Below are 20,832 nucleotides of genomic sequence, written 5' to 3'. Positions count from 1 at the left end.
GCCGGGCGCGACGCGTCGTGTGGAGCGGGCGACGGGAATCGAACCCGCGTAGCTAGTTTGGAAGACTAGGGCTCTACCATTGAGCTACGCCCGCGTGTGCAGCAACAGCAGATGGTACCGGCGGGACCGGAAGTAAATCCAATTAAAAGCTTCGCGTGTCCAGCCCGTAGTATCTCGCGTGGTCGTTCCGTGTTTTCCGGAGCGGCCACAGAGACGGGGTGTAGCGCAGCTTGGTAGCGCATCCGCTTTGGGAGCGGAAGGCCGCAGGTTCAAATCCTGTCACCCCGACTGCACTGCCGACCCACCGATGAACCTGAGGAGCAAGATCGTGAAGAGCACCGTCGAGAAGTTGAGCCCGACGAGGGTTCGCATCAACGTGGAGGTGCCCTTCACTGAGCTCGAACCCGACTTCGACCGCGCCTTCAAGGCGCTGGCCAAGCAGGTCCGGCTGCCCGGCTTCCGCCCGGGCAAGGCGCCCCGCAAGCTGCTCGAGGCCCGCTTCGGCCGCGAGGCGATGCTCGACCAGGTGGTCAGCGAGGCCGTGCCCGGCCGCTACAGCGAGGCCGTCACGACCTCGGAGGTCCAGCCGCTGGGCCAGCCCGAGATCGAGATCACCAAGAAGGAGTACGGCGAGGATCTGACCTTCACCGCCGAGGTCGACATCCGCCCCGAGATCGAGCTGCCCGAGCTGTCCGAGCTCAAGATCACCGTCGACGCGATCGAGGTGACCGACGAGGAGGTCGACGCCGAACTGCAGACGCTGCGCGCCCGCTTCGGCACCCTCAAGGGCGTCGACCGCGCCGCGCAGAACGGTGACTTCGTCTCCATCGACCTGTCGGCCACCGTCGACGGCAAGGATCTGCCCGAGGCCGCCACCGAGGGCCTGTCCCACGAGGTCGGTTCCGGTCAGCTCGTCGAGGGCCTCGACGACGCGATCGTCGGCCTCAAAGAGGGCGAGACCAAGGTGTTCACCACCAAGCTGGCCGCCGGCGAGCAGGCCGGCCAGGAGGCCGAGGTGACGGTGACCGTCAAGTCGGTCAAGGAACGCGAGCTGCCCGAGCCCGACGACGACTTCGCCCAGCTGGCAAGCGAATTCGACACCATCGACGAACTCAAGGAGTCCCTCGCCGAGCAGGTCCGCCGGACCAAGCGGGTGCAGCAGGCCGAGCAGATCCGCGACAAGGCCCTCGAGACGCTGCTCGAGCAGGTCGACGTGCCGCTGCCCGAGAAGGTGGTGCAGGCCCAGATCGACGACACGCTGCACAACGCGATCCACAGCCTCGACCACGACGAGGCCCGCTTCGCCGAGGTGCTCGAGGCCCAGGGCAGCAGCCGCGAGCAGTTCGACACCGACAACCGCACCAACGCCGAGAAGGCGATCAAGACCCAGCTGCTCGTCGACGCGATCGCCGACAAGCTCGACGTCCAGGTCGGCCAGAACGACCTGACCGAGCGCCTGGTGCTGATGTCGCAGCAGTACGGCATGCAGCCCCAGCAGCTGCTGCAGGCGCTGCAGCAGAACAACCAGCTGCCCGCCCTGTTCGCCGACGTGCGGCGCGGCCTGGCGGTCGCCGTCGTCGTCGAGGGCGCCACGGTCACCGACTCCGAAGGCAACGTCGTCGACACCTCCGAGTTCTTCGGCCGGGGCGGCGAGCAGACCGAGCCGACCGAAGACAGCGCTGACGACGCCGCCGACGACGCCGCCGAGGGCGGGGACACCGACGAGGCGCCCGCCGAGGACGCCCAGGAATCAGCCGACGCCAAGTAACCGTCAAGTGAAGCTGTGAGCGAACGCGCCCCGTCTGGGGAGTGCTCGGCGCGGCTCGTTGGTTAGTGTCGGTGAGTATCAAGCTCTTGAAGAAAGCAGGTATCCAGTCGTGACCCACATGCGTGGCGCCTCGCAAGGCCTCAACCTGGTCGACTCGGTCTACGAGCGGTTGCTGGCGGAGCGGATCATCTTCCTGGGCTCACAGGTCGATGACGACATCGCCAACCGGCTCTGCGCGCAGATTCTGCTGCTGTCGGCCGAGGATCCCACCAAGGACATCCACCTTTACATCAACTCGCCGGGCGGATCGATCAGCGCGGGCATGGCTATCTACGACACGATGGTGCTCGCCCCGTGCGACGTCGCCACCTACGCCATGGGCATGGCCGCCTCGATGGGTGAGTTCCTGCTCGCGGCCGGCACCAAGGGCAAGCGCTACGCGCTGCCGCACGCCCGCATCCTGATGCACCAGCCGCTCGGCGGCATCACCGGTGGCGCGGCCGACATCGCGATCCAGGCCGAGCAGTTCGCGGTCATCAAGAAGGAGATGTTCCGGCTGAACGCCGAGTTCACCGGGCAGCCCATCGAGCGGATCGAAGCCGACTCCGACCGCGACCGCTGGTTCACCGCGCAGGAGGCCCTCGAGTACGGCTTCGTCGACCACATCATCACCAGCGCCAGCATCAACGGTTCAGGACCAGGAGCAGGACTAGACAAATGACCGATCACACGGACCCTCGTCTGCAGCCGCAGGCCCGCTACATCCTGCCGTCGTTCATCGAGCACTCGAGCTTCGGTGTCAAAGAGTCCAACCCGTACAACAAGCTGTTCGAGGAACGCATCATCTTCCTCGGCGTGCAGGTCGACGACGCGTCGGCCAACGACGTGATGGCCCAGTTGCTGGTGCTGGAGTCGCTGGATCCCGACCGCGACATCACCATGTACATCAACTCGCCGGGCGGCTCGTTCACCAGCCTGATGGCGATCTACGACACCATGCAGTACGTGCGCGCCGACATCCAGACGGTGTGCCTCGGTCAGGCCGCGTCGGCCGCGGCGGTCCTGCTGGCCGCCGGCACCCCCGGCAAGCGGATGGCCCTGCCGAACGCCCGTGTGCTGATCCACCAGCCCGCGCTGTCCGGCGTCATCCAGGGCCAGTTCTCCGATCTGGAGATCCAGGCCAGGGAGATCGAGCGGATGCGCACGCTGATGGAAGACACGCTGGCGCGTCACACCGGCAAGACGCAGGAGCAGATCCGCAAGGACACCGACCGCGACAAGATCCTGACGGCCGAGGAGGCCAAGGAGTACGGCGTGATCGACACGGTGCTCGAGTACCGGAAGCTGTCCGCGCAGACGGCCTGACCGGTCCTCCGGCCACCGAAGAGCCAGAAATCTCGGTGCGCAGCAAGGATTTCCTGTCCGACCGGCGAGCATCGGTCACCGCTCAGCGCGCAGCGAACGAATCGCGAAGGCACGCTGCGCGCCCGGTATCGTGGGGTCAGCGAACATGCGACGCGGCCACCCGGTCCGGTTCGGGCCGCTCTCTCGGTTGGGTAACGGCGACGACACGCCGGTGCGTGGCGAAGGGAACCGGGGTGGCCAGACGATATGTTTGCGCGAACAATCTGAATACCACCGACGCGATTCGGCTCTATCGGTCGCCTCGCGCCGGAGCCAACGGGTAGCGTCGGTTTCAAGCCCGAAACGGCCCGCAAGCTTGATCCCCACAAGCTTGAGCAAGGACGACTTCGACAGGAAGTAGGGACCTCACCACCATGGCGCGCATTGGAGACGGCGGTGACCTGCTGAAGTGCTCGTTCTGCGGGAAGAGTCAGAAGCAGGTCAAGAAGCTCATTGCCGGCCCCGGCGTGTACATCTGCGACGAGTGCATCGACCTGTGCAACGAGATCATCGAAGAGGAACTCGCCGACGCCGACGACGTCAAGCTCGACGAGTTGCCCAAGCCGGCTGAGATCCGCGATTTCCTCGAGGGCTACGTCATCGGTCAGGACACCGCCAAGCGCACGCTGGCCGTCGCCGTCTACAACCACTACAAGCGCATCCAGGCGGGGGAGAAGAGCCGCGACTCGCGCTCCGAGCCCGTCGAGCTGGCCAAGTCCAACATCCTGATGCTCGGCCCGACCGGGTGCGGTAAGACCTACCTCGCGCAGACGCTGGCCAAGATGCTCAACGTGCCGTTCGCGATCGCCGACGCCACCGCGCTGACCGAAGCCGGTTACGTCGGTGAAGACGTCGAGAACATCCTGCTCAAGCTGATCCAGGCCGCCGACTACGACGTCAAGCGCGCCGAGACCGGGATCATCTACATCGACGAGGTCGACAAGATCGCCCGCAAGAGCGAGAACCCGTCGATCACCCGCGACGTGTCCGGTGAGGGCGTGCAGCAGGCGCTGCTGAAGATCCTCGAGGGCACGCAGGCCTCGGTTCCTCCGCAGGGCGGCCGCAAGCATCCGCACCAGGAGTTCATCCAGATCGACACCACCAACGTGCTGTTCATCGTGGCGGGCGCGTTCGCCGGGCTGGAGAAGATCGTCTCCGACCGCGTCGGCAAGCGCGGGCTGGGTTTCGGCGCCGAGGTGCACTCCAAGGCCGAGATCGACACCCAGGACCACTTCGCCGAGGTGATGCCCGAGGACCTGATCAAGTTCGGTCTGATCCCCGAGTTCATCGGCCGCCTGCCGGTCGTCGCCTCGGTGACCAACCTGGACAAGGATTCGCTGGTGCAGATCCTGTCCAAGCCGAAGAACGCCTTGGTCAAGCAGTACACCCGGCTCTTCGAGATGGACGGGGTGGAGCTCGAGTTCACCGGCGATGCGCTCGAGGCCATCGCCGACCAGGCGATCCACCGCGGCACGGGTGCCCGCGGCCTGCGCGCCATCATGGAGGAAGTCCTGCTGCCGGTGATGTACGACATCCCGAGCCGCGACGACGTCGCCAAGGTGGTCGTCACCAAGGAGACCGTCGAGGACAACGTGCTGCCGACCATCGTGCCGCGCAAGCCGTCGCGTCCCGAGCGCCGCGACAAGAGCGCTTAGGCTTTCCGCGACGAAACCTGCGCCACACCTGCGAGCTCGCGGTGGCGGCGATCTCGGCGCGGCATCCGCGGGTGGTCCCGCTGGGTTCGACCGGGACGGGTGGGCGGCCGAACGGATCGGCGCAGCCGCTCACCGCGCCACCGCCCGGTCCTCGTAGATCACTTCGTCGATCAGGGCGGCGATCTCCGCGACGCCGTCGCGCTGCGCGAACGCGGTCTCCAGGGCCCGTGCACCGCGCCGATACCGCTCGTTGTTGATCACCTCGCGCACCGCGGCGCGCACCGCACCCGCGGTGGGTGTTCCGGTCTTCAGGTCGACGCCGGCCCCGGCCCACGCGACCCGGGCGGCCACCTCCGGCTTGTCCTCGGTGTTGCCCGCGACGACCAGCGGTACCCCCGCGGCCAACGCCCGCTGCACCGCCCCGAAGCCGCCGTTGGTCACCATGACGTCGACTTTCGGCAGCAGCATGTCGTGCGGAACATATTCCGCGACATACGTATTCGTGGGGATTCGGCATCCCAGCTGCGACGTCGGCCGTCCGCCGGTGGTGGCCACCACGGTGACGTCCTCCTCGTCGAGCGCCGCGATCGTCGGCTCCAGCAGTCGGCTCGGGTCGGCGTTGTCGATCGTGCCCTGCGTGACATGGACGACGGGGCGGTCGTCGTCGAGCCGCGGCCACCACAACGGCGCCCGGAAACCGGTCGACGCACTCAGGTGTACCGCGCCGACGTAGCGCACGTTGGCGGGCAGATCACTTCGCGGGTAATCGAATTGGGGCACCGTCGGGGCGATGAGCCGGTCGGCAAGAAGCGCCGCGTCGAACAGAAAGGTCGGCAGCGGTCGGCTGTTGAGTTCGTCGAGCAGCAGGTTGGCGACCTTCTGCGATTCGCGCATCAGAACCTTCTGCGAGAACGCGGTCAGCAGGCGGTTGCGCAGCCGCCCCGCCCGCGAGCACGACGGCCCCGCGCCCAGCCCGAACGGGGCGGTGTCGCGGCTGCTGATCATCAGCGGGGTGGTCGAATACATCAGGATCGGCGGCCGCGCGCGGCGGTCGCCGAGCAGAAACGGCAGGGTGCCGAAGAACCCGGCGTCGGCGAGTACCGCGTCGTACTTGGTCTGCGAGAACAACGCGGCCAGCGCGCGGGTCTGGTGCGGCATCGGCTGCAAGAACAGCCGCACGATGTCGAAGTTCACCCGCTTGATCCCCGAAGTGTCCACGCGCCCAGGAAGATCGAGGTCCAGCCGGGTCATGTCGAAATCGGCCTGCGCCGGGACCGCGACCGCGGTGGCGCCGGTGGCGCGAACCCGGTCGGCGTGGTCGGCGGATGTCAGGACGGTGACGCGATCACCACGCGCGACAAGCCCTTCCGCGACGTGCAACAGCGGCCCGATGTGGCCGATCGGGGAGAGCGAGGCGATGAGGATCTCTGGCATGGATGCGATGGTCGTCGGCCGGTGCCGGCGAAGCTTGGAGGTTGTGTGGAGATCCGGTGGAGATCGCCGGGAGGAGCGACGTCGCTTCTTGTGGGATACGTGTCGCTTGCGCCCCACGTCGGCGCCGGCGCGCGCGGACAGACTGGGATCATCACACTCACGAAGGAGCCAGACGATGACCGGTCACGTACTCGACACGATCGCCGGGATCGAGATCCCGAACACCCCGCTGGTGCGGGAAGTCACCGAATTCATCCGCGACACCGAAGACGACCTGCTGTTCAACCACTCGCGGCGCGTCTTCCTGTTCGGCGCGCTGCAAGGTCAGCGACGCGGATTGGTGCCCGACCTGGAACTGCTCTACACCGGGGCGATGTTCCACGACATCGGCCTGACCGAGCGCTACCGCGACTCCGAATTGCGTTTCGAGGTCGACGGCGCCAACGCGGCCCGCGACTTCCTGCTCGCGCGCGGTGTCGGCGTCGACGACGCGCGCAAGGTGTGGCTGGGCATCGCGTTGCACACCACCCCCGGCGTGCCGGAGTTCCTCGACCCCGAAATCGCCTTGGTGACAGCAGGAGTCGAGACCGATGTGCTCGGTTTCGGCCGCGACAACCTGTCGGCCGAGGTACTGGCGGCGGTCACCGCGGCGCATCCGCGGCCCCAGTTCAAGCAGCGGATCCTGCGAGCCTTCGCCGACGGGATGAGGCACCGGCCCGACAGCACCTTCGGCACGGTCAACGCCGACGTGCTCGAGCGCTTCGACGAATCGTTCGTGCGCACGAACTTCGTCGACACCATCCTCGGCAACGACTGGCCCGAGTAGGTCAGCCGCGAGAAGCGGTTCGGAACCGCTCGCGGTAGGCCTTCGGGGAGACGCCGAGATTCTCGACGAAGACCCGACGCAGGGTCTCGGCGCTCCCAAATCCGGCCACACGGGCGGATTCGCCGACCGAGCGGCCGGCGTCCAGCGCGGCGCGTGCGGCGTCCAGCCGGATCATCTCGACATACCTCGCCGGAGTGGTGCCCAGCTCCGAGTGGAACAACCGCGTCAGCTGGCGGGTGCTCAACGACGCCCGCGCCGCAAGTGATCTCACGCTGTGGTCGGCTGCCGGGTCGGCCGCGATCGCGTCGGTGGCCGCACGCAGCGCCGACCGCGGCGGCGGCTGGGCCTCGACGAGCGCCGAGAACTGCGACTGTCCGCCGGCGCGTTTGAGGTAGACCACCAGCGACCGCGCGACCTCGCGCACCAGGTCGGTTCCGTGGTCCAGTTCGACCAGGGCCAGCGCCAGGTCGATTCCCGAGGACACCCCCGCCGAGGTGAACACGTCGCCGTCGCGGACGAAGATCGCGTCGGGTTCGACCCGGATGCCGGGATACGCGCGGGCCAGCAACCGGGCATGGCGCCAGTGCGTGGTCGCGCGTCGTCCGTCGAGCAGCCCCGCCCGGGCGAGGATGAACGCACCGGTGCAGATCGACGCCAGCCGCCGGGTCCGCGCGGACACGTCCCGGACCGCGTCGACGAGCGCGGGATCGATCGCCTGTCCGACGAGGTTGTCACCGCCGGCCACGATCACGGTGTCCGCCGCCTCGATCTCCGAAACCCGTTCGGAGACCGATAATTTGGTGCCGACTGAGGTTGTCACGTCGGCGCCGTCCACCGAGGCCATTGCGATGTCGTATGCGGCTCCGAACCGGTTCGCCTCGGCGAACACCTCCGCCGCGCCCGCGGCGTCGAGCAGCTTCACACCGTCGAACACGACGAACACCACGCGCCGGTGGCCCTGCGTCGACGGCGGCGGCGGCGGCATCAGCGGGTGACGCGGTCGGGCCGGGTGTAGACGTTCATCGACTCGCCCCGCAGGAACGCCACCAGGGTCAGCCCCGACTCGCTGGCCAGATCCGCCGCCAGTGACGACGGCGCCGACACCGCGGCCAGCACCGGGATGCCGGCCATCACGGCCTTCTGGGTGAGTTCGAACGAGGCGCGACCGCTGACCAGCAGCACAGTGCCGGTCAGCGGGATCCGCTGCTGCTCGAGCGCCCAGCCGATGACCTTGTCGACGGCGTTGTGCCTGCCGACGTCTTCGCGCACGACCAGCGTGTTGCCGTCGGTGTCGAACAGTGCGGCGCCGTGCAGGCCTCCGGTGCTGGCGAACACCTTCTGCGCGGCGCGCAGCCGCGCGGGAAGCTCGGAGAGGGTGTCGGCGGTGACCGTGGACGGGTCGTCGCCCGGGGCGTGCCTGCTGATCAGGCGCACCGCCTCCAGCGACGCCTTACCGCAGACCCCGCACGACGAGGTGGTGTAGAAGTTGCGGGTGACGTCGACTGTGGGCATCGGAACGCCGGGCGCCAGCGTCACGTCGAGCACGTTGTAGGTGTTCAGGTCGTCGGGCCCCACGCCCTTGCAGTACCGGGCGGCGAGCACGTCGTCGCGGCCGCCGATCACCCCTTCGGTGAGCAGGAAGCCCTGCGCCAACTCGACGTCGGCGCCGGGGGTGCGCATCGTCACGGTGATCGCGGTGCCGTTGACGCGGATCTCCAGCGGCTCCTCGACGACCAGCGTTTCGGGCCGCGCGACCGCGCTTTCGGCGGTCACGTGCTGGACCCGTCGTCGTGCCGTGACCCTGCCCATGCGTCCAGCCTAGAAGGCAAAGGTCGCTAACGGTTCTGTCACTGTTCATCCGCACGAGGGCGGCGTCACAGGGCGAAGGGGCGTTGCCGTCGGCACAATGGACGTCGTGCATCACGAACTCCACCCCAAGGGGCGCATGCCGGTCTGGCGTGACCCGCTGTCGGCGGGTTTCCGTGCGCACCAGCACCTGCTGCTGCTGCGGCTGAGGTGGCATGCGCGGCGCACCGACGGCGCCGCGCGCCGATAGCGCGTCGGCGTCGGCACTGCTGGCGAGCTGCTACCGAGCGGTAACCATTTCCTTAGAATTTTTGTCTCGTCGGCGTGACGAATCACACAGTATTGTCTCATCGCGGTGACCAGCACATTAGCTGAACTGCGCGGACGTCTACGCGGCGACGGCGCGCCGAGAGTGGTCCGGTGAAGGGCTACCTAAGAGAAGTGCAATAATCGGTACTGGCAGTGACATAAAAACTTTGGTGGGTGTTTTCCGCCGGCGCGCCGCTTCGGCCGCGACGGGGACGACCCCCGCCGGATCACCCGCATCGACGAGGAGGCAGGCGCGTGGCGGCGAACGGCAACGGTGCCAGTCCAGGCACTCGGCAGAAGCTCGAGAAGGTCGTCATTCGCTTTGCCGGTGACTCCGGCGACGGTATGCAGCTCACCGGTGACCGGTTCACCTCAGAGGCTGCGCTGTTCGGCAACGACCTGGCCACCCAGCCCAACTACCCCGCCGAGATCCGCGCGCCCCAGGGCACGCTGCCCGGTGTGTCGTCGTTCCAGATCCAGATCGCCGACTACGACATCCTGACCGCCGGTGACCGCCCCGACGTGCTGGTGGCGATGAACCCCGCGGCGCTGAAGGCCAACGTCTCCGATCTGCCGCGCGGCGGGCTGATCATCGCCAACTCCGACGAGTTCACCAAGCGCAACCTGGCCAAGGTCGGCTACGAGGCCAACCCGCTGGAGACCGAGGAGCTCTCCGACTACGTCGTGCAGGCCGTGCCCATGACGACGCTGACGCTGGGCGCCGTCGAGTCGATCGGCGCGTCCAAGAAGGACGGCCAGCGCGCCAAGAACATGTTCGCCCTCGGGCTGCTGTCGTGGATGTACGGCCGCGAACTCGAGCACAGCGAGGCGTTCATCCGGGAGAAGTTCGCCCGCAAACCCGACGTCGCCGAGGCCAACGTGCTCGCGCTCAAGGCGGGCTGGAACTACGGCGAGACCACGGAGGCGTTCGCCAGCACCTACGAGGTGGCCCCGGCCAAGCTCAAGACCGGTGAGTACCGCCAGATCTCCGGCAACACGGCGCTGGCCTACGGCATCGTCGCGGCCGGTCAGCTGGCCGATCTGCAGGTGGTTCTCGGCACCTACCCGATCACCCCGGCGTCGGACATCCTGCACGAACTGTCCAAGCACAAGAACTTCAACGTGCTGACGTTCCAGGCCGAGGACGAGATCGCCGGCATCGGCGCGGCGATCGGCGCGTCCTACGGCGGAGCGCTCGGCGTCACCAGCACCTCCGGCCCCGGTATCTCGCTGAAGTCCGAGGCGATCGGGCTGGCCGTGATGACCGAACTGCCGCTGCTCGTCATCGACGTCCAGCGCGGCGGTCCCTCGACGGGCCTGCCCACCAAGACCGAGCAGGCCGACCTGCTGCAGGTGCTCTACGGCCGCAACGGTGAATCCCCGGTCGCCGTGCTCGCACCGCGGTCTCCGTCGGACTGCTTCGACATCGCGGTGGAAGCGGCGCGGATCGCGATCACCTATCACACCCCGGTGGTCATCCTGTCCGACGGCGCGATCGCGAACGGCTCTGAGCCCTGGCGCATTCCGGACATCAGCTCGTACCCGGCGATCGAGCACACCTTCGCCAAGGAAGGTGAGCCGTTCCAGCCGTACGCGCGCGACCCCGAGACGCTCGCGCGCCAGTTCGCCATCCCCGGCACCCCCGGTCTCGAGCACCGCATCGGCGGGCTGGAGTCGGCCAACGGCTCGGGCAACATCTCCTACGAGCCCAAGAACCACGACCTGATGGTCCGGTTGCGGCAGGCCAAGATCGACGGCATCGCGGTGTCCGATCTCGAGGTCGACGATCCCACCGGCGACGCCGAGTTGCTGATGTTGGGCTGGGGCAGCAGCTACGGGCCCATCGGTGAGGCGTGCCGTCGCGCGCGTCGCAAGGGGATCAAGGTCGCCCAGGCGCATCTGCGCCACCTCAACCCGTTCCCGGCGAACCTGGGTGAGGTGCTGCGGCGCTACCCCAAGGTGGTCTGCCCGGAGATGAACCTCGGGCAGTTGGCGCTGCTGCTGCGCGGCAAGTACCTGGTCGACGTGCAGTCGGTGACCAAGGTGGAAGGTATGGCGTTCCTGGCCGATGAGGTCGAAGGCATCATCGACGCCGCGCTCGATGGGACGCTGGGAGAGAAGGAAAACGACAAGGCCAAGTTCGCACGGCTCGCGGCGGCTACCGTCGAGGCCGGTGTGACAGGTGTGGGAGTCAAGGCATGACAGACGTGATCGGAGTAGATCTCGGGTTGACGCCCGGCACGAGCAAGGTGCCGGCGACCGACCAGCCGCAGAAGTCCAAGGACTTCACCAGCGACCAGGAGGTCCGGTGGTGCCCCGGCTGCGGTGACTACGTCATCCTCAACACCATCCGCAACTTCCTGCCCGAACTCGGGCTGCGGCGCGAGAACATCGCGTTCGTCAGCGGTATCGGCTGCTCGAGCCGGTTCCCGTACTACCTGGAGACCTACGGTTTCCACTCGATCCACGGTCGCGCGCCGACCATCGCCACCGGGCTGGCCCTGGCGCGCGAGGACCTGTCGGTGTGGGTCGTCACCGGCGACGGCGACTCGCTGTCGATCGGCGGCAACCACCTGATCCACGCGTTGCGCCGCAACGTCAACATCACGATCCTGCTGTTCAACAACCGGATCTACGGGTTGACCAAGGGCCAGTATTCGCCGACCTCCGAGGTCGGCAAGGTCACCAAGTCGACGCCGATGGGCTCACTGGACTACCCGTTCAACCCGGTGTCGCTGGCGCTGGGCGCCGACGCGACGTTCGTCGGCCGCGCGCTCGACTCGGACCGCAAGGGTCTGACCGAGGTGCTCAAGGCCGCCGCCGCGCACCGCGGCGCCGCGCTGGTGGAGATCCTGCAGGACTGCCCGATCTTCAACGACGGCTCATTCGACGCGCTGCGCAAGGAAGGCGCCGAGGAGCGGCTGATCAACCTCGCGCACGGTGAGCCGATCACCTTCGGCGCCGACGCCGAATACTGCGTCGTCAAGTCCGGGTACGGCCTGGAGATCGCCAAGACCGCCGACGTATCGGCCGACGAGATCGTCGTCCACGACGCGAACCTCGACGACCCGGCCTACGCGTTCGCGCTGTCGCGGCTGTCCGAGCAGAACCTCGAGCACATGGTGATGGGCATCTTCCGTCAGGTGAACAAGCCCACCTACGACGACGCGGCCCGCGACCAGATCACCGCGGCCCGCGAAGCCAGGGCGCACGACACGGCGGCACTTCAGTCGCTGCTTCGGGGTAAAGACACCTGGACGGTCGACTAACCTCACGGTCATGACGACCACCGTTCCGCTGGCCGGGATCATTCTGGCGGGCGGGGCATCCCGCCGCATGGGCCGCGACAAGGCCACCTTGCCCTACGGCGGCACGACGCTCGTCGAGCGGATGGTCGACGCCCTCAAGAGCCGGTGCGCGCCGGTCTTCGTGATCGCCGCGCCCGGTCAGGCGCTGCCGGCCCTGGACGCCGAGATCCTGCGCGACGAGGTGGGCGGCGTGGGGCCGCTGCTGGCCACCGGCCGCGGTCTGCGCGCCGCCGCCGAAGCCGGAGCCGAGCTGGCGTTCGTGGCGGCGGTGGACATGCCGCTGTTCTCCGCGGATCTGATCGACGAACTCGCCGGCCCGGCGGTGCGGCTCGGCGCGTCGGTCGTGCTGCCGTGGGACGGCCGCGACCACTACCTGGCGGGCATCTACCGGACCTCGCTGGCCGCGCGGGTCACCGCGTTGGTCGACGCCGGGGAACGAAGCATGCGGGCGCTCGTCGACCGCGTGGACACCCAGCGGATCGTGATGCCCGAGCAGGTCGCGCTGACCAACGTCAACACGGCGGCCGATCTGGAGTCTCTGCCCCGGCCGCAAATGGCCTAGCAAATTCGGTTCGCAATTCGTCCGCGAATTGTCTGCGCATTTTCCGGAATTACTGCCACTGAATTTCTGCAGTTCCTGCCGTGATAAACGACGGGGATGCGCGCTTTTCAGCGAACCGAATGTGCAGGCCGTTACTACGGGGCCCGATCGAAAATGACTGGCAGGCAACGCATCCGGTCGGAGCTGAGGCGGAATGTTCGCTAATTCGACCGCGAAGGGGTGCTTTTCCGGTGCCTACCAGCTCGGAATCCGCACCCGCCCGATGGCCTGGACCAGTGTCGATATGCCTGCCCAGGACGCCCGACTCCCGTGGTTCGCGTCTCGAGGATCACCGGTGTCTGCGCGAGAACTGTTGACACACAACGGTTTAGCGTCAAATACAGCTCGCCTGAGTTGCGGCCGGGGGGCCGCGCTACACCGGCCTGAATCGGCCTGACTGCCTGTCGGCCAACGCGATTCACTGTCGGCGCTGTCGGCGGCCCGGGCAGCGAACCACACGTCGCAGATGGCGCCAGATTCGTCGATATCGCTACCGCACTGGCACTTTCAACGCATTCACCGAGGTATGGAGTGCGTTCAAACGTGGTCCGGGTCACAAAATCGCGGTGAGATGGCTCACGAAGACACGCCGGCGCACCTCTATCTCCGGCCGCGTCAAACCCACAGATGACCTGCGATAACGAGAAGGTCTCGGGTCCGTGATCTGTTCGTGATCTTGGCGCGACACGGCAGCGCGGCGATATGACTTTCGCCGACACGGTTTGTAGGTTCCGAAAGAGCTTCTAACCGGAGCAAATAATTTCAAACCACGAACCTGCGTGTGAGTGGAGCCGTGGAGGTGTTCGAACCTCGCGCGGCCGCCGGCCCCGGTGCCGGCGAGGCGCTCTGCCTTCCGCTGTCGTACCTGACCGAGACGGTGCGGCCCGACCCTTCTTGCCGACGGCGATTCTCCCGTGCTCCTGCACGGGTGCTGGTTGGTGCGCGCGTGGCGAAAGGAAAGCAGTTGAAGAACATCCGCAAGACGTTCGGTTTGGCGACCTTTGCCGGTGCGCTCGCGATCGCACCCGTTGCTATGGCCACCGGAACCGCGAATGCGGACAGCGGTGTGAACTGGGATGCCGTCGCGGCCTGCGAGTCGGGTGGCAACTGGTCGATCAACACCGGCAACGGCTACTACGGCGGTCTGCAGTTCACCATGGGCACCTGGCGTTCCAACGGTGGCAGCGGGTCCCCGCACAACGCGAGCCGCGAAGAGCAGATCCGGGTCGCCGAGAACGTGCTGCAGACCCAGGGCATCGGCGCGTGGCCGTCCTGCGGCGGACGCGGCTGACGCAGCCTTCTCGACTTGTCGAGTGGCGGTGCCGGGACACTCCGGCACCGCCACTTCTTTCTCAGAGGGCTCTTACACCAGATAAGTAACGACTAAAACTTTTGACCCTTGCGTAACACGTGAGCTTCATCACCCGACACTCCGGATAACCGCGACGGAAGAACAGCCAGTTCTTCGATGCGGGCCTTGTGTCAAACGGTCGGGGAAGGACCGCAGTGATGAACATTCGTAACGCGCTTACCAAGGGTCTGTGGGCAGGTCTGATCGCCGGAGTGCTGGCGCTCGTGCCGATGGTCCTGGGCTCGCTGGCCACCGCCAATGCCGACTCGGTGAACTGGGACGCGATCGCCCAGTGCGAGTCGGGCGGCAACTGGTCGATCAACACCGGAAACGGCCACTACGGCGGGCTGCAGTTCAAGCCGGCCACGTGGTCGGCCAACGGCGGGGTCGGCAACCCGGCCACCGCGTCGCGCGCCGAACAGATCCGGGTCGCCGAGAACGTGCTGCGCACCCAGGGGCTCAAGGCCTGGCCGAAGTGCGGACCTCGCGGCGCCACCCCGGCGGTGTGGACCACGCCGTCGGCCCCGACGGCCAAGACCCCCGCCGCCGCGACCGGTTGCGCCGCGATGCCGTCGAGGGGACTGTTCGGCTTCGTCAATCCGCGTCAGATGTGCTCGGCGCTGCTCAACCCGATCGGCACGCTCACGGGCGCACGCTGAACGCGTTGCCCTGCGGGTCGACCGTGACGCCGATGTCCGCATCCAGGCTCCACTGCCACCGGTTGGGCACCACCCGATCGTCGTCGACCCGGACGAACTTCCAGACCAGGTCCCCCCAGCCCGCCGACTGATGCAGCCAGCGCGGTGTGCCGTCGGGTCCCGGCCTGACTTCGGCCCCGACCACGGCCGCCCACCAGGCGGCCAACTCCTCCGGACGGTCGCTGTCGGTGCACACCGCGAAGACCCGGGCGGCCTGCCCGGCGTCCGGTCGCGCAAACGCGCAGAACTCGTTGCCCTCGATGTCGGCCAGCGTCGTCCAGTCGTCGTGCTCGCGGATCACCCGCGCCCCCAGATCCAGGAGCCGGGTGACGTCGCCGACGTAGAGATCCGGATGCACCCGGTTCTTGGTGATCTTCGGTCGCTGCTGCGGCCGGAACGTGAGAAGCCGGCGTCGCGCATCCGAGCCGAGGACTGCGTCCCAGAACGCGGCCAGCGCCTCGGGGTCGGCTGCATCCACGACGAGCGGCCCCAACCGCACGCTCACTCTCCACGCACCTCACGATCGGTGGGCGGCCGGTACGCCGAGCGGGCCGCCACGGAGGCCAGGTGCCGGGTCAGCAGCGCCTCGGGCGCCAGCACCGTTGCGCGACTGGCCAGCGCGCTCAGCAGCGGCGGCAGGTTGACCACGCGACCGATCAGCCGGGACTCGCCGACGATGCCCTCGACGCGACGCCTGCGGAAGGCGGCGAACCGCGCGAACGCCGACCCCAGATCCTGGGCGTCGGCGACGAACCGCGCGAGGATCGCCGCGTCCTCCAGACCCTGACATCCGCCCTGGCCGAGATGCGGGCGCATCGGGTGCGCGGCGTCGCCGACCAGCACGACCGGACCTCTCGACCACTGGCGCGCAGGATCGCGGTCGTAGAGGTCGTTACGCAGCACCTCGTCGGGGTCGGTCGTGGCCAGGATCTCGGGGATCGGCTCCGCCCACGACGCGAAGCGGGACCGCAGGTGGCTCAACTCGCCCTGCGGGCTGCTCGACCCCTCGGGCACGCGCTCGGTGGCGAACCAGTACGTGTGGTCCGCGCCCAGCGGCACCAGACCGAACTCGACGGACGGCCCGAACACCTCACCGGCGACCTGCGCGTCGACCGTGCACCGGGCCACCCCGCGCCACGCCGTGTAGCCGACGTAGCGGTTGCGCAGCGGCCCGTTGAGGTGGCGGGCCACCGTCGAATGCGTGCCGTCGGCGCCGACGACGGCGTCGGCCTCCAGCACGGTCGAGTCCGCAAGTGTCACCCGGACCCCGTCCGCGGTCAGCGCCACCGCATCGGCCCGCACGCCGCTGCGCAGGGTGCCGTCGGGCAGGGCACCCGCCAGGATCGACGTCAGCGCCGAACGCCGGATGATCACCAGCGGCTCGCCGAGCGCCTTGACGATGCGCTCCGGCGCCGGGCGGCGCAGCCAGCTGCCGTCGTGCCAGCGCGCCGCCCCGGCGGTCACCCGGCCACCGGCGTCGCGCACCGGATCCCCCAGACCGATGTCGTCGAGGGCCGCCAAGGCGTTGGGCCAGATGCTGATTCCGGCGCCCGACGACGTGTCGGTGCGCTCCTCGAGCAGAGTCACCTCGTATCCGCGCCGCTGCAGCGCGACGGAGCTCGCCAGTCCGGCGATGCCCGCCCCGATCACCACGATCCGCTTCGGCATCCGTTGAAACTAGCGCGCGGTGTGTTACCAACGGGGCATGACCGCGACCGGCCACTTCGCCAACGCCTCGCCGTTCCACGATCTCGACGAGTACCTGGCGCTTCCGCGCGTGGCGGGGCTGGCGCTGTCACCGGACGGCACGCGGCTGGTCACCTCGATCGCCGAACTCAACGACAAGCGAACCGAATACGTCAGCGCGCTGTGGGAGATCGACACCGCCGGTGAAGCACCCGCGCGCCGGTTGACGCGCGGGGCGAAAGGGGAGTCGACACCGGCCTTCACCGCCGACGGCGACCTGTTGTTCGTCGCCGTGCGGCCGACCGCCGACGACGAGAAACCGCCCGCTGCGCTGTGGCGGCTGCCGGCCGCGGGCGGGGAGGCGGCCACCGTGCTGGCCCTCGGCGGGGCCGTCGAGGCGGTGCGGACGGCGCGCGAGGCCGACGTGGCCGTGGTGCGGTCATCGCTGCTGCCGTCGGCGCGCGACATCGCCGACGACCGCAGGCTGCGCGACCTGCGCAAGGACAACAAGATCACCGCGATCCTGCACACCGGGTATCCGATCCGGTACTGGGACTCCGACCTGGGCCCGGCCGAACCACACCTGCTCGCCGTCGACCCGACCGGCGAAGCCGACGCGGCCCGCGATCTCACCGCCGCCCCGGGCGGGGCGCTGCGCGAGTCGGACTTCGACGTCAGCGGCGACGGGCGGTTTGTGGTCACCACGTGGCAGCGCCCCGCACCCGGCGCGTCGCGGCATTCGGTGCTGATGCGCGTCGACCTCGACAGCGGTGAGCGCGAGGTGATCGTCGAGGAACCCGACGCCGACACGTGGGGTCCGGCGATCGCCCCCGACGGCTCCGGCGTCGTCTACATCCGCGAGACGTTCTCCACACCGCAGGTCGCGCCGCGAATGACGTTGGGCTACTTGCGGTTCGGTGAGCCTCCGGTGGTGCTCGCCGAACAGTGGGACCGCTGGCCGGCCTCGGTGACGTGGCTGCACGACGGTTCGGCGGTGATCGTCACCGCCGATCAGGACGGTCGGCGACCGGTGTTCCGGGTGGACCTCGACGGCGGGGCGGTCACCCAACTGACGTTCGACGACCACAGTTACACCGACGTGGTCGCCGCGCCGGACGGGACACTGTTCGCGCTGCGCAGTTCGTATGCGGCACCCCCGCACCCGGTGCGGATCGACGCCGACGGTGCGGTCACCGAACTGCCGTGCGCACCGCTGCCGTCGCTGCCCGGGACGCTGACCGAACTCGACGCCACCGCCGACGACGGCACCCGGGTGCGGTCATGGCTCGTGCTGCCCGACGGTGACCGGCAGGCGCCGCTGCTGCTGTGGATCCACGGTGGGCCGCTGAGCAGTTGGAACGTGTGGTCGTGGCGGTGGAACCCGTGGCTGCTCGCGGCGCGCGGATACGCGGTGCTGCTGCCCGATCCGGGCCTGTCCACCGGGTACGGACAGCAGTTCGTCCAACGGGGCTGGGGCGCCTGGGGCGGCGCGCCGTACACCGACCTGATGGCGGCCACCGACGCGGCGTGCCGGCATCCGCGCGTCGACCAAGACCGGACCGCGGCGATGGGCGGATCGTTCGGCGGCTACATGGCCAACTGGGTGGCCGGCCACACCGACCGGTTCGACGCGATCGTCACCCACGCCAGCCTGTGGGCCCTCGACCAGTTCGGCGCCACCACCGACTCGTCGTACTACTGGCTGCGCGAGATGACCCGCGAGATGGCGCAGGAGAATTCACCGCACAACCACGTGCACGAGATCCGCACACCGATGCTGGTGATCCACGGCGACAAGGACTACCGGGTGCCGATCGGGGAGGCGCTGCGGCTCTGGTACGAACTGCTGACCCATTCGGGGCTGCCCGCCGACAACGACGGTGAGAGCCCGCACCGGTTCCTGTACTTCCCGTCGGAGAACCACTGGGTGCTCACCCCGCAGCACGCCAAGCTCTGGTACCAGGTGGTCACCGCGTTCCTGGCCCGGCACGTGCTCGACGAGGACATCGAGGTGCCCGAGACGCTCGGGTAGCGTCGCGATCATGACCGGATCACAGCGCGAATTCGACATCGTCCTGTACGGGGCCACCGGTTTCGTCGGGAAGCTGACCGCCGAGTACCTGGAAAAGGCGGGTGGCGACGCGCGCATCGCATTGGCGGGCCGATCCGCGGACAAGCTGCTCGCCGTCCGCGACAGCCTCGGCGACAAGGCGCAGTCCTGGCCGCTGATCACCGCCGACGCCTCCCAACCGTCCACGCTCAACGAGATGGCCGCGCGGACGCAGGTGGTGGTGACCACGGTCGGGCCGTACGCGAAGTACGGGCTGCCGCTGGTCGCGGCGTGTGCGGCGGCGGGCACCGACTACGCCGATCTGACCGGTGAGTCGTTGTTCATCCGCGACAGCATCGACCAGTACCACAAACAAGCCGCCGACACCGGCGCGCGCATCGTGCACTCGTGCGGATTCGATTCCGTCCCATCGGATCTCACCGTATTTGCGCTGTACCGGCACGCCCAGCAGGACGGTGCCGGTGAGCTCACCGACACCAACCTGGTGGTGCGCACGTTCAAAGGCGGGGTCTCCGGCGGCACGGCCGCGTCGATGATCGAGGTCATGCGGGCGGCGTCGTCGGATCCCGAGGCGCGACGGGTGATGAACGACCCCTACACGCTGACCCCGGACCGCGCCGCCGAACCCGAACTGGGCGGGCAGCCGGATCTGCGGTGGCGCCGCGGCGCGGAGATCGCGCCCGAGCTCGACGGCTACTGGGTGGCGCCGTTCGTGATGGCCGCGGTGAACACCCGCATCGTGCGGCGAAGCAACGCGCTGCTCGACTACGCCTACGGTCGCCGGCTGGAGTACGGCGAACAGATGAGCATGGGCCGCTCGGCGCTCGCACCGGTGGCGTCGGCGTTGGCTGCCGCGGGCAACGCCGGAACGATGGCGTTGGGCAGCCGCTTCTTCCACCGGGTGCCCAACAAACTGGTCGAGAAGGTGCTGCCGAAACCGGGCACCGGGCCCAGCGAGAAGGTCCGCGAAAGCGGCCACTACACCGTCGAGACATACACCTCGACCACGACCGGCGCGCGCTACCGCGCCGTGATGTCGCAGAAGGGCGACCCCGGGTACAAGGCCACGGCGGTGCTCCTCGGTGAGTGCGGCCTGGCGCTGGCGAAGGACCGCGAGAAGCTGTCCGATCTGCGGGGCGTGCTCACCCCGGCCGCCGCGATGGGCGACGCCCTGCTCACCCGGTTCCCCGCGGCCGGGGTCACGCTGGACACCACCCGGCTCGCCTGAGCCGAACGGTCGAACGGCCGTACGTCAAGATCGCCCGGACTACTGTCAGACCGGTACGGCATCCAGACGACGGAGGTGGATTGTCATGGCGGATCTCGACGAGCTGTTCAACCAGATCCCTACTCAGCAGATTGCCGGTCGGCTCGGCGTCGACGAGACCGAGGTGAACAATGCGGTCCGGACTCTGGTACCGGTGCTCGTCGGCGGTCTGCACCAGAACGCCAACGATCCGGCGGCGGCCTCGGGGATCGAGTCGGCGGCCGGCAACCACGCCGCCAGCGGCCTGCTGGACGGCGGCGTCAGCGTCGACCAGGTCGACGAGGGCGACGGAGCCAAAGCTGTCGCCAAGATCTTCGGCGGTAACGACACCGCTCAGGTCGCCTCGGCGCTCTCCGGTGGTGGTGCCGGCAACAGCGACCTCATCCAGAAACTGCTGCCGATCCTCACACCGATCGTGCTCGCGTACATCGGCAAGCAGCTGACCAAGGGCTCCGGCGCGGATCAGCAGTCCGGCGGCGGGCTCGGCGAAGTGCTCGGCGGCATCCTCGGTGGCGGCGGAGCTGCCGCCGGGGGCGGCGACAATCCGCTGGGCAGCATCCTCGGCAGCGTGCTCGGGGGAGACAAGGGCGGTGGCCTCGGCGATATCCTCGGCGGACTGCTCGGCGGCAGGAAGTAAACGTCCCCGGT

Annotated in this window: 19 protein-coding genes and 2 tRNA genes; 15 read left to right on the top strand and 6 right to left on the bottom strand. The window is 68.3% G+C overall.

Annotated features, from left to right (window positions below):
• Positions 1 to 20: 20 nt before the first annotated feature.
• A tRNA-Gly gene (locus tag BHQ18_RS07720) sits at positions 21 to 94 on the bottom strand.
• A gap of 120 nt (positions 95 to 214) precedes the next feature.
• Here BHQ18_RS07720 and BHQ18_RS07715 point away from each other — a divergent pair.
• From BHQ18_RS07715 to clpX, 5 genes are all read left to right on the top strand, one after another.
• A tRNA-Pro gene (locus tag BHQ18_RS07715) sits at positions 215 to 288 on the top strand.
• Between the two features lie 40 nt (positions 289 to 328).
• Positions 329 to 1,768, top strand: a complete 1,440-nt coding sequence (gene tig, locus BHQ18_RS07710) for a trigger factor (protein WP_069413049.1) — start codon at positions 329 to 331, stop codon at positions 1,766 to 1,768.
• Positions 1,769 to 1,826: 58 nt separating this feature from the next.
• Positions 1,827 to 2,489 (top strand): ATP-dependent Clp protease proteolytic subunit, encoded by a 663-nt coding sequence (locus BHQ18_RS07705; protein WP_264010234.1) that lies wholly within the window; start codon positions 1,827 to 1,829, stop codon positions 2,487 to 2,489.
• Complete coding sequence (locus BHQ18_RS07700; protein ID WP_069412990.1) at positions 2,486 to 3,133, top strand: ATP-dependent Clp protease proteolytic subunit; 648 nt, start codon at positions 2,486 to 2,488, stop codon at positions 3,131 to 3,133. Before BHQ18_RS07705 ends, BHQ18_RS07700 begins: the two co-directional genes overlap by 4 nt.
• A gap of 413 nt (positions 3,134 to 3,546) precedes the next feature.
• Positions 3,547 to 4,827, top strand: a complete 1,281-nt coding sequence (gene clpX / locus BHQ18_RS07695) for an ATP-dependent Clp protease ATP-binding subunit ClpX (protein ID WP_069412989.1) — start codon at positions 3,547 to 3,549, stop codon at positions 4,825 to 4,827.
• 129 nt (positions 4,828 to 4,956) lie between these two features.
• Here clpX and BHQ18_RS07690 read toward each other — a convergent pair whose 3' ends face one another.
• Complete coding sequence (locus BHQ18_RS07690; RefSeq protein WP_069412988.1) at positions 4,957 to 6,261, bottom strand: nucleotide disphospho-sugar-binding domain-containing protein; 1,305 nt, start codon at positions 6,259 to 6,261, stop codon at positions 4,957 to 4,959.
• Between the two features lie 175 nt (positions 6,262 to 6,436).
• Here BHQ18_RS07690 and BHQ18_RS07685 point away from each other — a divergent pair, with 175 nt between their 5' ends.
• Positions 6,437 to 7,087: an HD domain-containing protein gene (locus BHQ18_RS07685; protein WP_069412987.1), complete on the top strand. Its 651-nt coding sequence runs from the start codon at positions 6,437 to 6,439 to the stop codon at positions 7,085 to 7,087.
• 1 nt (position 7,088) lies between these two features.
• On the opposite strand, the gene BHQ18_RS07680 is transcribed toward BHQ18_RS07685, so the two are convergent.
• Positions 7,089 to 8,072, bottom strand: a complete 984-nt coding sequence (locus BHQ18_RS07680; protein ID WP_069412986.1) for a GlxA family transcriptional regulator — start codon at positions 8,070 to 8,072, stop codon at positions 7,089 to 7,091.
• Entirely contained in the window at positions 8,072 to 8,896 is an 825-nt protein-coding gene (gene fdhD, locus BHQ18_RS07675; protein ID WP_069412985.1) for a formate dehydrogenase accessory sulfurtransferase FdhD, read from the bottom strand. The genes BHQ18_RS07680 and fdhD overlap by 1 nt, the downstream gene beginning before the upstream one ends.
• Before the next feature lie 106 nt (positions 8,897 to 9,002).
• Here fdhD and BHQ18_RS30060 point away from each other — a divergent pair, with 106 nt between their 5' ends.
• The 6 genes from BHQ18_RS30060 to BHQ18_RS07650 all read left to right on the top strand — a co-directional run bounded on the left by BHQ18_RS30060 (position 9,003) and on the right by BHQ18_RS07650 (position 15,121).
• Complete coding sequence (locus tag BHQ18_RS30060; RefSeq protein ID WP_165614542.1) at positions 9,003 to 9,143, top strand: hypothetical protein; 141 nt, start codon at positions 9,003 to 9,005, stop codon at positions 9,141 to 9,143.
• Positions 9,144 to 9,457: 314 nt separating this feature from the next.
• A complete protein-coding gene (locus BHQ18_RS07670; protein ID WP_069412984.1) occupies positions 9,458 to 11,404 on the top strand; it encodes a 2-oxoacid:acceptor oxidoreductase subunit alpha in 1,947 nt (648 codons plus the stop codon).
• The gene (locus BHQ18_RS07665; RefSeq protein WP_069412983.1) at positions 11,401 to 12,471 is read left to right on the top strand and encodes a 2-oxoacid:ferredoxin oxidoreductase subunit beta; all 1,071 of its coding nucleotides are present in this window, start codon (positions 11,401 to 11,403) and stop codon (positions 12,469 to 12,471) included. The genes BHQ18_RS07670 and BHQ18_RS07665 overlap by 4 nt, the downstream gene beginning before the upstream one ends.
• Positions 12,472 to 12,481: 10 nt before the next feature.
• The gene (gene mobA / locus BHQ18_RS07660; RefSeq protein WP_084293928.1) at positions 12,482 to 13,072 is read left to right on the top strand and encodes a molybdenum cofactor guanylyltransferase; all 591 of its coding nucleotides are present in this window, start codon (positions 12,482 to 12,484) and stop codon (positions 13,070 to 13,072) included.
• A 1,003-nt stretch (positions 13,073 to 14,075) separates the two neighbouring features.
• Entirely contained in the window at positions 14,076 to 14,402 is a 327-nt protein-coding gene (locus BHQ18_RS07655; protein WP_069413047.1) for a transglycosylase family protein, read from the top strand.
• A 218-nt stretch (positions 14,403 to 14,620) separates the two neighbouring features.
• Positions 14,621 to 15,121 (top strand): transglycosylase family protein, encoded by a 501-nt coding sequence (locus BHQ18_RS07650; RefSeq protein ID WP_069412982.1) that lies wholly within the window; start codon positions 14,621 to 14,623, stop codon positions 15,119 to 15,121.
• Here BHQ18_RS07650 and BHQ18_RS07645 read toward each other — a convergent pair.
• Both BHQ18_RS07645 and BHQ18_RS07640 read right to left on the bottom strand, forming a co-directional pair.
• On the bottom strand, positions 15,105 to 15,665 hold the full coding sequence (locus BHQ18_RS07645; RefSeq protein WP_069412981.1) for a VOC family protein: 561 nt from the start codon (positions 15,663 to 15,665) through the stop codon (positions 15,105 to 15,107). The two genes, BHQ18_RS07650 and BHQ18_RS07645, sit on opposite strands and share 17 nt — an antisense overlap.
• The gene (locus BHQ18_RS07640; RefSeq protein WP_069412980.1) at positions 15,662 to 16,828 is read right to left on the bottom strand and encodes an FAD-dependent oxidoreductase; all 1,167 of its coding nucleotides are present in this window, start codon (positions 16,826 to 16,828) and stop codon (positions 15,662 to 15,664) included. Before BHQ18_RS07640 ends, BHQ18_RS07645 begins: the two co-directional genes overlap by 4 nt.
• A gap of 37 nt (positions 16,829 to 16,865) precedes the next feature.
• On the opposite strand from BHQ18_RS07640, the gene BHQ18_RS07635 reads away from it, so the two are divergent.
• From BHQ18_RS07635 to BHQ18_RS07625, 3 genes are all read left to right on the top strand, one after another.
• The gene (locus BHQ18_RS07635) at positions 16,866 to 18,878 is read left to right on the top strand and encodes a S9 family peptidase (protein ID WP_069412979.1); all 2,013 of its coding nucleotides are present in this window, start codon (positions 16,866 to 16,868) and stop codon (positions 18,876 to 18,878) included.
• Between the two features lie 10 nt (positions 18,879 to 18,888).
• Positions 18,889 to 20,145, top strand: a complete 1,257-nt coding sequence (locus BHQ18_RS07630) for a saccharopine dehydrogenase family protein (protein WP_069412978.1) — start codon at positions 18,889 to 18,891, stop codon at positions 20,143 to 20,145.
• Between the two features lie 85 nt (positions 20,146 to 20,230).
• Complete coding sequence (locus BHQ18_RS07625; RefSeq protein ID WP_069412977.1) at positions 20,231 to 20,821, top strand: DUF937 domain-containing protein; 591 nt, start codon at positions 20,231 to 20,233, stop codon at positions 20,819 to 20,821.
• Positions 20,822 to 20,832 lie beyond the last annotated feature (11 nt).

The sequence above is a fragment of the Mycolicibacterium flavescens genome (assembly GCF_001722335.1).
Classification (GTDB): Bacteria; Actinomycetota; Actinomycetes; order Mycobacteriales; family Mycobacteriaceae; genus Mycobacterium; species Mycobacterium flavescens.
The sequence above is the reverse complement of the archived record's forward strand: the minus strand, read 5'-3'. Positions and strand labels throughout refer to the sequence as shown.